Source organism: Winslowiella sp. 2C04 (genome assembly GCF_050037805.1).
Classification (GTDB): domain Bacteria; phylum Pseudomonadota; class Gammaproteobacteria; order Enterobacterales; family Enterobacteriaceae; genus Erwinia; species Erwinia toletana_A.
On sequence record NZ_CP188300.1, the window covers coordinates 332236 to 346881 of the forward strand.

13 protein-coding genes are annotated in these 14646 nt (G+C 54.5%); 12 read left to right on the forward strand and 1 reads right to left on the reverse strand.

Annotated elements, in window-relative coordinates; genetic code table 11:
• Nucleotides 1-16 precede the first annotated feature (16 nt).
• The 12 genes from mutL (at nt 17) to ACP3TC_RS01580 (ending at nt 14345) form a co-directional block, all read left to right on the forward strand.
• The gene (gene mutL / locus ACP3TC_RS01525) at nt 17-1870 is read left to right on the forward strand and encodes a DNA mismatch repair endonuclease MutL (protein WP_426817376.1); all 1854 of its coding nucleotides are present in this window, start codon (nt 17-19) and stop codon (nt 1868-1870) included.
• Nucleotides 1863-2813 (forward strand): tRNA (adenosine(37)-N6)-dimethylallyltransferase MiaA, encoded by a 951-nt coding sequence (miaA, locus tag ACP3TC_RS01530; protein ID WP_313854074.1) that lies wholly within the window; start codon nt 1863-1865, stop codon nt 2811-2813. The genes mutL and miaA overlap by 8 nt, the downstream gene beginning before the upstream one ends.
• Nucleotides 2814-2915: 102 nt before the next feature.
• Nucleotides 2916-3227 (forward strand): RNA chaperone Hfq, encoded by a 312-nt coding sequence (hfq, locus tag ACP3TC_RS01535; protein ID WP_052898830.1) that lies wholly within the window; start codon nt 2916-2918, stop codon nt 3225-3227.
• A gap of 86 nt (nt 3228-3313) precedes the next feature.
• Entirely contained in the window at nt 3314-4594 is a 1281-nt protein-coding gene (gene hflX, locus ACP3TC_RS01540) for a ribosome rescue GTPase HflX (RefSeq protein WP_313854073.1), read from the forward strand.
• Between the two features lie 68 nt (nt 4595-4662).
• Nucleotides 4663-5934 (forward strand): FtsH protease activity modulator HflK, encoded by a 1272-nt coding sequence (gene hflK, locus ACP3TC_RS01545; RefSeq protein WP_313854072.1) that lies wholly within the window; start codon nt 4663-4665, stop codon nt 5932-5934.
• Between the two features lie 3 nt (nt 5935-5937).
• Complete coding sequence (hflC, locus tag ACP3TC_RS01550) at nt 5938-6942, forward strand: protease modulator HflC (protein ID WP_313854068.1); 1005 nt, start codon at nt 5938-5940, stop codon at nt 6940-6942.
• Nucleotides 6943-7003: 61 nt separating this feature from the next.
• Nucleotides 7004-7210, forward strand: a complete 207-nt coding sequence (locus tag ACP3TC_RS01555; RefSeq protein WP_313854066.1) for a DUF2065 domain-containing protein — start codon at nt 7004-7006, stop codon at nt 7208-7210.
• A 107-nt stretch (nt 7211-7317) separates the two neighbouring features.
• Nucleotides 7318-8616: an adenylosuccinate synthase gene (locus ACP3TC_RS01560; RefSeq protein WP_426817377.1), complete on the forward strand. Its 1299-nt coding sequence runs from the start codon at nt 7318-7320 to the stop codon at nt 8614-8616.
• Between the two features lie 255 nt (nt 8617-8871).
• On the forward strand, nt 8872-9318 hold the full coding sequence (gene nsrR, locus ACP3TC_RS01565) for a nitric oxide-sensing transcriptional repressor NsrR (RefSeq protein ID WP_426817378.1): 447 nt from the start codon (nt 8872-8874) through the stop codon (nt 9316-9318).
• Between the two features lie 16 nt (nt 9319-9334).
• Nucleotides 9335-11797: a ribonuclease R gene (gene rnr, locus ACP3TC_RS01570; protein ID WP_313854061.1), complete on the forward strand. Its 2463-nt coding sequence runs from the start codon at nt 9335-9337 to the stop codon at nt 11795-11797.
• A gap of 76 nt (nt 11798-11873) precedes the next feature.
• A complete protein-coding gene (gene rlmB, locus ACP3TC_RS01575) occupies nt 11874-12611 on the forward strand; it encodes a 23S rRNA (guanosine(2251)-2'-O)-methyltransferase RlmB (protein WP_052898838.1) in 738 nt (245 codons plus the stop codon).
• A 105-nt stretch (nt 12612-12716) separates the two neighbouring features.
• Nucleotides 12717-14345 (forward strand): isovaleryl-CoA dehydrogenase, encoded by a 1629-nt coding sequence (locus ACP3TC_RS01580; protein WP_426817379.1) that lies wholly within the window; start codon nt 12717-12719, stop codon nt 14343-14345.
• Here the strand turns inward: ACP3TC_RS01580 and bsmA are convergent.
• Nucleotides 14319-14645, reverse strand: coding sequence for a biofilm peroxide resistance protein BsmA (gene bsmA, locus ACP3TC_RS01585; protein WP_426817380.1), 327 nt, complete (start codon nt 14643-14645; stop codon nt 14319-14321). The two genes, ACP3TC_RS01580 and bsmA, sit on opposite strands and share 27 nt — an antisense overlap.
• Between the last annotated feature and the right edge of the window lies 1 nt (nt 14646).

The following is a 14646-nucleotide window of genomic DNA, read 5'->3' on the forward strand; positions in this document are numbered from 1 at the left end:
CATACAAGGATAAAGCATGCCCATTCAGGTGTTACCACCCCAACTGGCTAACCAAATCGCGGCGGGTGAAGTGGTTGAACGACCAGCATCGGTGGTCAAGGAGCTGGTGGAGAACAGTCTGGATGCAGGCGCGACGCGTATTGATATTGATATCGAAAAAGGCGGCGCCAAGCTGATCCGCATTCGTGACAATGGCTGTGGCATCAGTAAAGATGAACTGGCGATGGCCCTTGCGCGTCATGCTACCAGTAAAATCACCACCCTTGACGATCTGGAAGCGATTGTCAGCCTCGGTTTTCGCGGCGAAGCGCTGGCCAGTATCAGTTCGGTTTCTCGTCTGACGTTAACCTCGCGCACCGAAGCGCAAAGTGAAGCCTGGCAAGCCTATGCTGAAGGGCGTGATATGGCGGTAACCGTCAAACCTGCCGCGCATCCGCAAGGCACCACGCTGGAAGTGCTCGATCTGTTTTATAACACACCAGCGCGTCGCAAATTTATGCGCACCGAAAAAACTGAGTTTACCCATATTGATGAGGTGATACGCCGCATTGCGCTGGCGCGCTTTGATGTGGCGATTGCATTAACCCACAACGGTAAACTGGTGCGGCAGTACCGCGGCGTGAGTGAAAGCAGCCAGCAGGAGCGCCGACTGGCGGCGATTTGCGGCAGCGCCTTTATGACTCATGCGCTGGCGATTGAGTGGCAGCATGGCGATCTGAGTTTGCATGGTTGGGTCGCCGATCCGGCCGGTTCACGCCAGGTGACTGAGCTGCAATACTGCTACGTCAATGGCCGCATGATGCGCGATCGTCTGATTAACCATGCGATCCGCCAGGCCTATCAGGACAAGCTGGGAGATAACCATCAGCCTGCCTACGTGCTTTATCTGCAAATCGATCCGCACCAGGTAGATGTGAATGTGCATCCTGCCAAGCATGAAGTGCGTTTTCATCAGTCGCGGCTGGTACATGATTTTATCTATCAGGGCGTGCTGAGTGCGCTGCAGGAAACGGGCGCAGAAACCTTAGCCGAACTTGCGACGCCGGAAGCAGCCCCAGCCGAACGCTGGCAGCCGGAAAATCGCCAGGCGGCCGGAGCTAACCACTTTGCTACGCCCGCAGCGCCTTCTTCAGCGCCGAAAGCGGCTTCAGGCGGAGCAGGAAACAGTAACTGGCAGCGTCAGGAGCCAGGCTATCAGCCGCGCGAAGGTAAAGCGTATCAGCAACTGCTGAAAACGCCTGAACCTCCACGCGCGCGTGAAGCGGTCCCTGAGGTCACGCCAGCACAGAAAACCGCAGAACCCTTGCATGCGCACAGTCAAAGTTTTGGCCGCGTGCTGACGGTAATGCGCGAGCATTATGCGCTGGTTGAACGCGGCAGCAGCCTGGCGCTGATTGCCTTGCCGGTGGCCGAACGCTGGCTGAAACAGGCACAGCTCGATCCGGCTGACGAAGGGTTAAAACCGCAGCCGCTGTTAATCCCGGTAAGATTAAAAGTTGATAAGCCGGAGCGTGAGGCGATTGGCCGTTTTGCTGAGTTACTGACCCGGATGGGCATTGATGTGCAGCTGGACGCACAGCATGTGACGCTACGCGCTGTCCCTTTACCATTGCGCCAACAAAATTTACAAAACTTGATTCCAGAACTGTTAGGCTATCTCGCCCGGCAGCAGGATGCCTCGCCAGCCTCAGTTGCACAATGGCTGGCACGCCAGGCAATGGCAGAGCATCCGCACTGGAATCACTCGCAGGCGATTGCGCTGTTGGCGGAAGTCGAAAGACTCTGTCCGGCACTGATTAAATCGCCACCTTCTGGATTAGTGCAACCGATCGATATTGATATGGCGTTGACCGCCCTGAAGCATGAGTGACAGAACAATGGCTGGCCGGCCTAAGGCAATTTTTTTGATGGGGCCAACGGCTTCCGGTAAGACCGCGTTAGCCATTGAGCTACGTAAGCATCTGCCGGTTGAGTTGATCAGCGTTGACTCAGCACTGATTTATCGCGGAATGGATATTGGCACAGCCAAGCCCTCTGCGGAAGAGTTAGCGCAGGCGCCTCATCGCCTGATGGATATTCTCGATCCTTCGCAAGCCTGGTCGGCAGCGGAGTTTCGACGCGATGCATTAGCAGAAATGGCGGATATTAGCCGTGAAGGCCGAATTCCGCTGCTTGTTGGTGGTACCATGCTCTATTACAAGGCGTTACTTGAAGGGTTGTCGCCGTTGCCCTCGGCTGACCCGGAGGTACGCCAGCGTATTGAGCAGATGGCGAGTGAGCAGGGTTGGGATGCCTTACACCGCCAATTATGTGAAATTGATCCCGTTGCTGGTAGTCGTATTCATCCGAATGATCCCCAGAGACTCTCGCGAGCACTGGAAGTTTTTTTTATTTCGGGTAAAACTTTAACGGAGCTGACAAAAATATCGGGCGAAGCATTACCTTATGAGGTGAGCCAGTTCGCCATCGCCCCCGCGAATCGCGAGTTGTTGCACCAACGTATCGAAGTGCGTTTTAAGCAGATGTTAGCGTCAGGTTTTGAAGCGGAGGCTCGGGCACTGTTTGCACGAGGAGATTTGCATACGGACATGCCTTCCATTCGTTGTGTCGGCTACCGCCAGATGTGGTCATATCTGGCGGGTGAAATCGACTATGACGATATGGTTTATCGGGGGATTTGCGCGACCCGGCAGTTGGCTAAGCGTCAGATTACCTGGTTACGTGGCTGGCAGAATGTTCACTGGCTTGATAGCGAACAGCCTGAATTGGCCCGTGATACGGTATTACAGGTTCTTAGTGCGAAGCATGGGTGATTGTGTACAATTGGTGCGTTAACGTGCGCAAATTTTTACGTAGTATTTCAGGACCGCAGGGTTCTTAAGTAACAAACAACAAGCATATAAGGAAAAGATAGAATGGCTAAGGGGCAATCATTGCAAGATCCGTTCTTGAACGCACTGCGTCGCGAACGTGTTCCGGTTTCGATTTATTTGGTGAATGGTATCAAACTGCAAGGTCAGATTGAGTCTTTCGATCAGTTTGTCATTTTGTTAAAAAACACGGTCAGCCAGATGGTGTATAAGCACGCTATCTCTACCGTTGTTCCGTCCCGTCCGGTCTCCCACCACAGTAACAATGCGGGTGGCGGAAGCAGCAACTATCATCACGGCGGTAGTAATACGGCGGCACCTTCGCAGCCACAACAAGACGGTGAGAACGCTGAGTAAGCGCGTTTGCCGTACTGCCTGGACGGGGAGTTCATTTTTGACTGAGGTCCCCGTCTCGGTTCTATTGATAATGAGAGGTCCTACGCTTGTTTGACCGTTACGATGCCGGTGAACAGGCTGTCCTGGTTCACATCTATTTCTCGCAAGACAAAGATATGGAAGACCTGATGGAGTTTGAAACTCTGGTCTCTTCCGCAGGTGTCGAAGCGCTGCGTGTGGTTACAGGCAGCCGTAAAGCACCTCATCCCAAATATTTTGTCGGTGAAGGAAAGGCAGTCGAAATTGCCGATGCGGTAAAATCCAGCGGTGCATCGGTGGTGTTATTTGATCACGCCTTAACCCCGGCTCAGGAGCGAAATCTTGAGCGTCTGTGCGAGTGTCGCGTGATTGATCGCACCGGTTTAATCCTTGATATTTTTGCCCAGCGCGCCCGTACCCACGAAGGGAAATTACAGGTTGAGCTGGCCCAGCTTCGTCATCTGGCTACTCGTCTGGTTCGCGGCTGGACGCACCTTGAGCGCCAGAAAGGCGGCATTGGTCTGCGCGGTCCGGGTGAAACTCAGCTGGAAACTGACCGACGCTTACTGCGTAATCGCATTACTCTGATTCTTTCTCGTCTGGCGCGCGTAGAGAAGCAGCGCGATCAGGGCAGACAAGCTCGTGCTAAAGCGGATGTACCCACCGTGTCATTGGTAGGCTATACCAACGCCGGTAAATCGACGCTGTTTAACTGTATCACCGCGGCCGATGTTTACGCGGCCGATCAGCTATTTGCCACACTGGATCCGACCCTACGCCGCGTGGATGTGGCGGATGTTGGTGAAGTGGTACTGGCGGATACCGTCGGCTTTATTCGCCACCTGCCACATGATTTGGTGGCGGCGTTTAAGGCGACATTGCAGGAGACGCGTCAGGCATCTTTGCTGCTGCATATTATTGATGCCGCCGATCAGCGCGTTGATGAGAATATTGAAGCGGTCGATGTGGTACTCGAAGAGATTGAAGCGGACGAAATCCCTCAGCTCTTAGTGATGAATAAAATTGATATGCTGGAGGATTTTGAGCCACGTATCGATCGCAACGACGAAAATATGCCGGTTCGGGTCTGGTTATCGGCACAAACTGGCGTCGGCGTGCCGTTACTGTTCCAGGCACTGACCGAACGTCTGGCTGGTGAGATCGCGCAGTTTGATTTACGTCTGCCGCCAGAAGCGGGGCGGTTACGCAGCCGTTTCTACCAGCTACAGGCGATAGAAAAAGAGTGGAATGAAGAAGATGGTAGCGTAGGTTTGCATATACGCATGCCGATTATTGACTGGCGTCGGCTCTGTAAGCAGGAACCGGCACTGGTGGATTACATTGTTTGACTGATTTTGCCTGAAACGCGTATCCCGGCCTGGGATACCACCGCACACACAATTAATGGAGTATAAACATGGCGTGGAATCAGCCCGGGAATAACGGACAGGACCGCGACCCGTGGGGAAGCAGCAATAATCAAGGCGGCAACTCTGGGGGAAATAAGGGAGGGCGCGATAAGGGGCCTCCTGATCTTGATGATATCTTCCGTAAACTGAGTAAGAAGCTCGGTGGACTGGGCGGTGGCAAAAATAACAATAACAATAACGACAACAGTGGCGGTCAACGCTCGTCAGGACGCGGTGGGCGTCGACTGGTCGGAATCGTTGTTGTTGCGGCTGTCGTCGTCTGGGCGGCAAGTGGTTTCTATACCATCAAAGAAGCTGAGCGCGGTGCTGTTACCCGCTTCGGCAAATTTGATCACCTGGTTGGGCCCGGTCTGAACTGGAAACCGACCTTTATCGATCAGGTACGTGCGGTTAACGTTGAAGCGGTACGTGAGCTGGCGGCATCCGGTGTGATGCTGACTTCAGACGAGAACGTGGTACGCGTTGAGATGAACGTTCAGTATCGCGTTACCGATCCAGAGCGTTACCTGTTTGCCGTCGTCAACGCTGACGACAGCCTGCGTCAGGCTACCGACAGCGCACTGCGTGGCGTGATTGGTCGTTCCACTATGGATCGTATTCTGACGGAAGGGCGTACCGTCGTGCGTAGCGAGACGCAGCGTGAGCTGGAAGAGACCATTCGTCCGTACGATATGGGTATCACTCTGCTTGACGTCAACTTCCAGGCGGCGCGTCCACCTGAAGAAGTTAAAGCGGCATTTGATGATGCCATCGCGGCACGTGAAAACCGTGAACAGTATGTTCGTGAAGCAGAAGCCTACGCCAACGAAGTTCAGCCACGTGCTAACGGTCAGGCGCAGCGTATTCTCGAAGAGGCACGTGCTTATAAAGCCCGTACCGTACTGGAAGCTCAGGGTGAAGTGGCTCGCTTTGCGAAACTGCTGCCGGAATATAAAGCGGCACCTGAGATTACCCGTGAACGTCTGTACATCGAAACCATGGAACGCGTGCTGAGTCAGACCCGTAAAGTGTTGGTAAACGACAAAGGTAATAACCTGATGGTGTTACCTCTCGACCAACTGATGCGTGGCGGCCAGTCCAGTTCACAGGGCGTGAATACCCAGGACAGCAGCAGTAACAGCCTGTTGCGCCTGCCGCCGGCCTCGAACAACAGTAACGAGCGCGCCAGTAGCAGTTCGTCGTTCAGTCCAGAAAACATCATGGATCAGCGCCGGGCGAATGCTCAGCGCAACGATAACCAGCGCGTAGGGAGAGACTAATCGATGCGTAAGCCATTAATCGTATTATTGATTGTTGTGCTGGTGGTGCTGTACGCGTCACTGTATATCGTGCAGGAAGGCCAGCGTGGCATTGTCATGCGCTTTGGTAAAGTTCTGCGCGACGATGAGAACAAACCACTGGTGGTGTCGCCGGGTCTGCACTTTAAGATTCCATTTATCGAATCGGTGAAGACGCTCGATGCGCGTACCCAGACCATGGATAACCAGGCAGACCGCTTTGTTACCAAAGAGAAGAAAGATCTGATCGTTGATTCTTATATCAAATGGCGCATCAGTGATTTCAGCCGCTACTACCTGGCAACCGGTGGTGGTGACGTTTCTCAGGCGGAAGTGCTGTTAAAACGTAAGTTTAGTGACCGTCTGCGTTCTGAGATGGGCCGTCTGGATGTGAAAGATATCGTCACCGACTCGCGTGGCCGTCTGACCACCGACGTGCGTGATGCGCTGAATACCGGTAGTGCGGGTAGCGATGATGAAGTCGCGACGCCGGCCGCAGATGATGCGATTGCATCAGCAGCAGCACGCGTTGAGATCGAAACCAACAGCAAAGAGCCAGCGATTAACCCGAACAGTATGGCAGCGCTGGGTATTCAGGTGGTGGATGTGCGTATTAAGCAGATCAACCTGCCAACTGAAGTCTCTGACGCGATTTACAACCGTATGCGTGCAGAACGTGAAGCGGTAGCGCGTAGTCAGCGTTCACAAGGCCAGGAAGAGGCAGAAAAACTGCGTGCGACCTCGGATTATGAAGTGACCCGTACGCTGGCAGAAGCGCAGCGTCAGGCACTGATTACCCGCGGTGAAGGCGATGCAGAAGCGGCCAAACTGTTTGCTAATGCATTCAGTCAGGATCCAGACTTCTACGCCTTTATTCGTAGCCTGCGTGCTTACGACAGCAGCTTTAACAGCAACCAGGACGTGATGGTGCTGAGCCCGGAAAGTGATTTCTTCCGCTTTATGAAGTCACCGTCTAACGCAACGCGTTAATCGTCACTGCAACAACTCTGTGGGCCGGAAATTATTCCGGCCCTTTTTTATTGGAAGCAACATGAACTCGACGATATGGCTGGCGCTGGCTTTAGTGCTGGTACTGGAAGGATTGGGCCCAATGCTATTTCCGCGGGCGTGGCGTAGCATGATTCAGTCAATGACCCAACTGCCGGATCAGCTGCTGCGACGTTTTGGTGGTGGGTTGGTAGTGGCAGGTGTAGTGATCTATTACCTGATCAGCACCCATATCCAGGGGGTTTCTTAACGCCAGCTCTCTGGTGAAAAAAAACTCCGCAATCGTATGCTAAAAGTGCTGAAAGACGAAAATTACGATGGTAGAATCCATTTTTAAGCAATCGGTGATTTTGAGAAATGGGTAAGAACGTAGTCGTACTGGGCACCCAATGGGGTGACGAAGGTAAAGGTAAGATTGTTGACCTTCTGACTGAGCGCGCGAAATACGTTGTGCGTTATCAAGGCGGTCATAACGCTGGCCATACGCTAGTCATCAACGGTGAAAAAACCGTCCTCCATTTAATTCCATCTGGCATCCTGCGTGATAACGTGACCAGCATCATCGGCAACGGTGTGGTGCTGTCTCCTGCTGCGCTGATGAAAGAGATGAAAGGCCTGGAAGATCGTGGTATCCCGGTACGTGAACGTCTGCTGCTCTCAGAAGCTTGTCCGCTGATTCTGCAATACCATGTGGCACTGGATGTCGCGCGTGAAAAAGCACGCGGTGCGAAAGCTATCGGCACCACCGGTCGCGGTATTGGCCCGGCTTACGAAGATAAAGTTGCCCGCCGCGGCCTGCGCGTTGGTGACCTGTTTAACAAAGAAACCTTTGCCGCTAAGCTGAAAGAAGTGATGGAATATCACAACTTTACGCTGGTGAACTACTACAAAGAAGAAGCGGTTGATTACGATACTGTGCTGAACGATGTGATGGCAATTGCCGACATCCTGACGGGCATGGTTGTTGACGTTTCTGATCTGCTGGATGGCGCGCGTCAGCGTGGCGATCTGGTGATGTTCGAAGGTGCGCAGGGTACGCTGCTGGATATCGACCACGGTACCTATCCGTATGTGACCTCATCTAACACCACCGCAGGTGGCGTGGCGACCGGTTCTGGCCTTGGCCCGCGTTATGTTGATTACGTGCTGGGCATCGTCAAAGCTTACTCCACGCGTGTCGGTGCAGGCCCATTCCCGACTGAACTGTTTGACGAAACCGGTGAGTTCCTGTGTAAGCAGGGCAACGAGTTTGGCGCAACCACTGGCCGTCGTCGTCGCACCGGCTGGCTGGATGCGGTCGCGGTACGCCGTGCGGTGCAGATCAACTCCCTGTCCGGTTTCTGCCTGACCAAACTGGACGTGCTGGATGGTCTGAAAGAAGTGAAAATCTGTGTGGCTTACCGTATGCCAGATGGCCGCGAAGTGACTACCACTCCGCTGGCGGCTGAAGGTTGGGAAGGCATTGAGCCAATTTACGAAACCATGCCTGGCTGGAGCGAAAGCACCTTCGGCGTGAAAACCGTAGAAGGTCTGCCACAAGCTGCGCTTGACTACATCAAGCGCATTGAAGAAGTCACCGGTGTGCCGATTGATATTATTTCTACTGGCCCGGACCGTAGTGAAACCATGATTCTGCGCGACCCGTTTGACGCATAATCTCAGCACCGGCCGGACACTGTCCGGCCTTTGTTCATTCGGCTTCATGCTCCCTTCTGCCAGCAATTCCTGCCACTTTCACTTCAACCGACAACCCCAAAAGCAGCTGATTCGCAGTCAATATGCCTGCGGATTGAAATATGATGGGGAGAGTTGCTTAAAAAAATGCCCTGAATTTGATGGGCTGGTTTATCATCATTTAGAGAAAATGCATCAGAGCGGAAGATGCCACGCCGGTGATTCACTGAGGTAAATTTGCAGCTAACAAGTTTTACAGATTACGGCCTGCGCGCGCTGATATTTCTTGCGTCACTGCCTGCTGACCAGATGACCAGCATTACTGAGGTGAGCGAGACGTACAATGTGTCACGTAATCACATGGTCAAAATCATTAATCAACTGAGCCGTTCAGGTTATGTTACTGCGGTGCGCGGTAAAAACGGCGGCATACGGTTGGGCAGACCCGCCGCGCAGATTATTATTGGTGAAGTCGTCCGTGAGATGGAGCCTCTGCAACTGGTTAACTGCAGCAGTGAGTTCTGTCATATCACGTCGGCCTGCAGGCTAAAAAAAGCGCTGTACGATGCGGTACAGTGTTTCTTGCAGGAGCTGGACAAATATACCCTCGCCGACCTCGTGGAAGACAACCACTCGCTCTACAAATTACTGCTGGTTGAACGACCTTCAATCAGTGGCAGATGACAACGGAGGAACCGATATGTCACAAGATCCTTTTCAGGAAAGAGAAGCTGAAAAATACGAAAACCCTATTCCCAGCCGTGAATTTATCCTGTCTCACTTAGACAAACGTGAGAAACCGGCCAGCCGCGAAGAGCTGGCAAATGAACTGGGAATGGTGGGAGAAGAACAACTTGAAGCACTGCGTCGTCGCCTGCGCGCGATGGAGCGCGACGGGCAATTAGTGTTTACCCGTCGCCAGTGCTATGCGCTGCCAGAGCGACTGGACTTACTGCGCGGTAAAGTGATTGGCCATCGCGATGGCTATGGCTTCCTGCGCATTGAAGGCCAGAAAGATGACCTGTACCTCTCTGCTGAGCAGATGAAAGTCTGTATGCACGGTGATGTGATCCTCGCTCAGGCGATGGGTGCAGACCGTAAAGGCCGCCGCGAAGCGCGGATGGTGCGGGTGCTTGAGCCGCGTAACAATCAGATTGTTGGCCGCTACTTTACCGACGCCGGTGCCGGATTTGTCGTGCCGGATGACAGCCGTCTGAGCTTCGATATATTGATTCCGCCTGAATCAATTATGGGCGCACGCATGGGCTCGGTGGTGGTGGTGGAACTGGCACAGCGCCCAACGCGCCGTACCAAAGCCATTGGTCAGATCGTCGAAGTGCTGGGCGACAATATGGGCACCAGCCTGGCGGTCGATATGGCGCTGCGCACTCATGAAATTCCGAGTGGCTGGCCTGAGCAGGTTGAAGCTGAAATTGCAAAATTAAGCGAAGAAGTGCCGGAAGAAGCGAAAAAAGGCCGCGTCGATCTGCGCGACTTGCCGCTGGTTACCATTGATGGTGAAGATGCCCGTGACTTCGATGATGCGGTTTACTGCGAGAAGAAACGCGGTGGCGGCTGGCGCTTGTGGGTTGCGATTGCTGACGTCAGTTACTATGTGCGTCCGGGCACCGCACTGGATGCCGAAGCCGTTAACCGTGGCACCTCAGTTTACTTCCCGTCGCAGGTAGTACCGATGCTGCCGGAAGTGCTGTCCAACGGTCTGTGCTCACTGAATCCGCAGGTCGATCGCCTGTGTATGGTGTGCGAGATGACGATTTCCGCGCAGGGTAAGCTGACCGGCTACAAGCACTACGAAGCGGTAATGCGTTCACATGCCCGCCTGACCTACACCAAGGTTTGGCATATTCTTGATGGCGAACAAGCGCTGCGCGATCAGTATCATTCGCAGGTTAAGCACCTGGAAGAGCTGTACAGCATGTATAAAGTGCTGGAAGTGGCGCGTTCCCAACGCGGTGGTATCTCGTTCGATTCAGAAGAAGCGAAGTTTATCTTTAACGCTGAACGTCGCATTGAACGCATTGAACACACGGTGCGTAATGATGCGCATAAACTGATCGAAGAGTGCATGATTCTGGCGAACATTGCTTCGGCACGTTTTGTTGAAAAGCATAACGAACCGGCACTGTTCCGCGATCACGATCGTCCAAGTGACGACAATATCAAAAGTTTCCGTACCGTACTGAGTGAGCTGGGCCTGTCGCTAAGCGGCGGCGCTAAACCTCAGCCTGTCGACTATGCGGAACTGCTGACGCAGATTGCCGATCGTCCCGATCATGAAATGCTGCAAACTATGCTGCTGCGCTCGATGAAGCAGGCGGTATACGATCCGGAAAACCGTGGGCACTTCGGCCTGGCGCTCTCCTCTTATGCGCACTTTACCTCGCCAATCCGTCGCTATCCCGACCTGCTGCTGCACCGGGCGATCAAGTATCTGCTGGCGCGTGAGCAGGGTACGCTGCAGGGTAATACCACGCCAACCGGCGGTTACCATTACGATCTGCAACAGATGTTGCAGCTGGGTCAGCACTGCTCGATGGCGGAACGTCGTGCCGACGAAGCCACGCGTGATGTTGCCGACTGGCTGAAATGTGACTTCATGCAGGATCAGGTCGGGCAGACCTTTACCGGCGTGATCGCCAGCGTCACCGGATTCGGCTTCTTTGTGCGCCTGATCGATCTGTTTATTGACGGTCTGGTGCACGTGTCGACGCTCGACAATGACTACTATCGCTTTGACGCGGTAGGCCAGCGCCTGATTGGTGAGTCTGGTGGCCAGACTTACCGTCTGGGCGATACCGTTGAAGTGCGGGTTGAAGCGGTGCATATGGATGAGCGTAAGATTGATTTTGCGCTGATCTCAAGCCAGCGTAAGCCACGCGGCGAAGGCAAAACCGAACGCGATCGTGCCAAAAAAGGCACGGCGAAGAACGGGGGCAAGCGCCGTCGGGAAGTGCGTAAAGGGGCGAATTTCGAAGCTGACAGCGCGTTCCGCCCGGCTAAAGCGGACGAGAGCAAAGCCAAAAGCGGCAGTAAGGCGAAAAAAGAGAAAAAAGCCAAAACTCCGTCGGATAAAACCCGTAAAATCGCCGCCGCGACAAAAGCCAAACGCGCAGCAAAAAACAAAAGTGACACCAGCGCATAACACGCGGTCCGGATAGTTCGGCACCCTGTAGGGGCGGCGGTTTCGCCGCCCGCAAATTGATTATCGAGTTAAACACATGAGTGAAATTGTTTTTGGTATCCACGCCGTACAGGCGCTGCTTGATAGCGATCCACAGCGTTTTCAGGAAGTTTTTATTCTGAAAGGGCGCGATGACCGCCGCTTACAACCGTTGATTAAGGCGCTGGAAGCTCAGGGTATCGTGATCCAGGTGGCAAACCGTCAGTGGCTGGATAGCAAAGTCGAAGGTGCGGTTCATCAGGGGATTGTCGCCCGCGTTAAGCCGGGCCGCCAGTATCAGGAAGGCGACCTGCCAGACCTGATCGCCGGTCTTGATCAGCCGTTTCTGTTGATTCTCGACGGTGTGACTGACCCGCATAATCTTGGTGCCTGCCTGCGCAGCGCCGACGCTGCCGGTGTGCATGCGGTGATCGTGCCGAAAGACCGTTCCGCTCAGCTGAACGCGACGGCGAAAAAAGTCGCCAGCGGCGCGGCAGAAAATGTGCCGCTGATTCGCGTCACCAACCTCGCGCGCACGATGCGGGTGTTGCAGGAAGCGAATGTCTGGATCGTCGGTACCGCTGGTGAAGCCGATCACACCGTGTTCCAGAGCAAAATGACTGGCCCAATGGCGCTGGTGATGGGCGCGGAAGGCGAAGGCATGCGCCGTCTGACGCGTGAACATTGTGATGAGTTAATCAGCATTCCAATGGCGGGCAGCGTCTCTTCGCTTAACGTTTCCGTTGCCACCGGTATCTGTCTGTTTGAAGCCGTGCGTCAACGTACCAGTAAGTAATCCCTCGGGGGCGTGACCTACGCCCCGAATCTCTTCCCGCTTTCGGGCATTTTTTCTCTCAGGTTTCATACTACGGTATCCGCCAGGGATCATGAGGGAGAAAAAATGACGTGGAACACGCACACCGTTTTTAATCAACCACGCCCACTCAGCAACAGTAATCTGTTTCTGTCTGATACGCCGCTGCGCGAGGCTCTGATACGCGAAGGCGCGGAATGGGACGGCGAATTACAGGCATCGGTTGGACAACAGTTGGGTAGTGCTGAGTCGCTGGAGTTGGGGCGTCTGGCGAACGCCTGGCCACCCGAGCTACTGCGCTACGACCCCTGCGGTGAGCGAATTGATGAACTGCGCTTTCACCCGTCGTGGCATTTGCTGATGCAGGGGCTGTGTGCCAATCGGGTACACAACCTGTGCTGGCAGGCGGATGCGCGACCGGGAGCATTTGTTGCCCGTGCAGCTCGCTTTATCCAGCATGCCCAGGTTGAAGCTGGCACCCTGTGCCCAATAACCATGACCTTTGGCGCGATTCCATTATTGCAACAGAGCCTGCCAGCCGCGTTTCACAGCTGGCTGCCGGGGCTGTTGTCGGATCGTTACGATGCGCATGCGCAACCTGGCGATCAAAAACGCGGTCTGTTGATTGGCATGGGAATGACCGAGAAACAGGGCGGAACCGATGTACTGAGCAACACCACCACCGCGCAGCCGCAGGCCTCGCGTGGTAATGGCGAAATCTATTACCTCACCGGCCATAAATGGTTTTTTTCGGTGCCGCAAAGCGATGCGCATCTGGTGCTGGCGCAGACGTCAGGCGGGCCTGGCTGCTTCTTTATGCCGCGTCTGCTGCCGGATGGCAGCCGTAACGCAATTCGCATCGAGCGGTTGAAAGAAAAGCTGGGAAATCGTGCCAACGCCAGTAGCGAAGTCGAGTTCTGCAATGCCACCGGCTGGCTGTTGGGAGAAGAGGGCGATGGTGTGCGGCAAATCCTGAAAATGGGTGGTTACACCCGTTTTGATTGCGCGCTGGGAAGCCATGGGCAGATGCGGCGCGCATTGTCGGTCGCGCTGTATCACGCTCATCAGCGGCAGGTGATGGGGAAAAATCTGGTCGATCAACCGCTGATGCGGCAGGTATTGAGCGCACAGGCGTTGCAGCTGGAAGGACAGACCGCGTTATTGATGCGGCTGGCGCGTGCCTGGTCAACGCCAGCGAATCAGCATGAGCGCGCTTTCAGCCGTCTGTTCACTCCAGTGGTCAAATACGCAATCTGCAAAAGCGGCATTGCTTTTGTGGCTGAAGCGATGGAAGTGCTCGGTGGAATTGGCTATTGCGAAGAGAGCGAACTGCCACGTCTGTATCGTGAAATGCCGGTCAACAGTATCTGGGAAGGCTCGGGGAATGTGATGTGCCTTGATGTGCTGCGGGTGCTGACCAGGCAGTCCCGCATTACAGAGATGCTGAACCGCGAGTTTGAAGCGGTGAAAGGTGTTAATCGCCACTTCGACAGTCGTTGGCGGCAGTTGAAATTACGGCTGGCTCATCCGCAAGAGGTGCAGGCGCGTGATATTACCAGCCTATTGTTCCGGCTGGCAGTGGCGGCACAGCTGCTGAAATATCTCGAGCCACCGCTGGCCGATGCCTGGTGTCGTCAGGCGCTGGATGCGCGCGGAGCCAGCACGCTGAGCGAGGATAACTGTGCGCGACTACTGCAGCGGGCGACTGGCGGCTGACGGACCGTACAGCGTCGCGGTGGCATACCACATCGCCGGCACTACCGTTTCACTGACCATAATGATGTGATAGTAAGTCGCGCCCAGCGCATTGGCTTTCGCTGCGATGGCGCGCTCAGCATCATCCGGAGAGCCGCGCACGGTAGCGCTAATATTGCCAAGACGGGTCAGGCTGAGACTCTGGGCGCGGGTAATTTGCTGTGCCTGAGATGTCGCGGCGGGCGGCGGCTGAGGCGTGGTGTGTAAAGCGCTGCATCCACTCAGTAACAGCGCTGCCAACAGCTGAATGACGATACGCATA

Coding starts and splice junctions, on each gene's coding strand:
- mutL (WP_426817376.1), top strand. CDS start 17: ATGCCCATTCAGGTGTTACCACCCCAACTGGCTAACCAAATCGCGGCG.
- miaA (WP_313854074.1), top strand. CDS start 1,863: ATGAGTGACAGAACAATGGCTGGCCGGCCTAAGGCAATTTTTTTGATG.
- hfq (WP_052898830.1), top strand. CDS start 2,916: ATGGCTAAGGGGCAATCATTGCAAGATCCGTTCTTGAACGCACTGCGT.
- hflK (WP_313854072.1), top strand. CDS start 4,663: ATGGCGTGGAATCAGCCCGGGAATAACGGACAGGACCGCGACCCGTGG.
- hflC (WP_313854068.1), top strand. CDS start 5,938: ATGCGTAAGCCATTAATCGTATTATTGATTGTTGTGCTGGTGGTGCTG.
- ACP3TC_RS01555 (WP_313854066.1), top strand. CDS start 7,004: ATGAACTCGACGATATGGCTGGCGCTGGCTTTAGTGCTGGTACTGGAA.
- ACP3TC_RS01560 (WP_426817377.1), top strand. CDS start 7,318: ATGGGTAAGAACGTAGTCGTACTGGGCACCCAATGGGGTGACGAAGGT.
- rnr (WP_313854061.1), top strand. CDS start 9,335: ATGTCACAAGATCCTTTTCAGGAAAGAGAAGCTGAAAAATACGAAAAC.
- rlmB (WP_052898838.1), top strand. CDS start 11,874: ATGAGTGAAATTGTTTTTGGTATCCACGCCGTACAGGCGCTGCTTGAT.
- ACP3TC_RS01580 (WP_426817379.1), top strand. CDS start 12,717: ATGACGTGGAACACGCACACCGTTTTTAATCAACCACGCCCACTCAGC.
- bsmA (WP_426817380.1), bottom strand. CDS start 14,645: ATGCGTATCGTCATTCAGCTGTTGGCAGCGCTGTTACTGAGTGGATGC.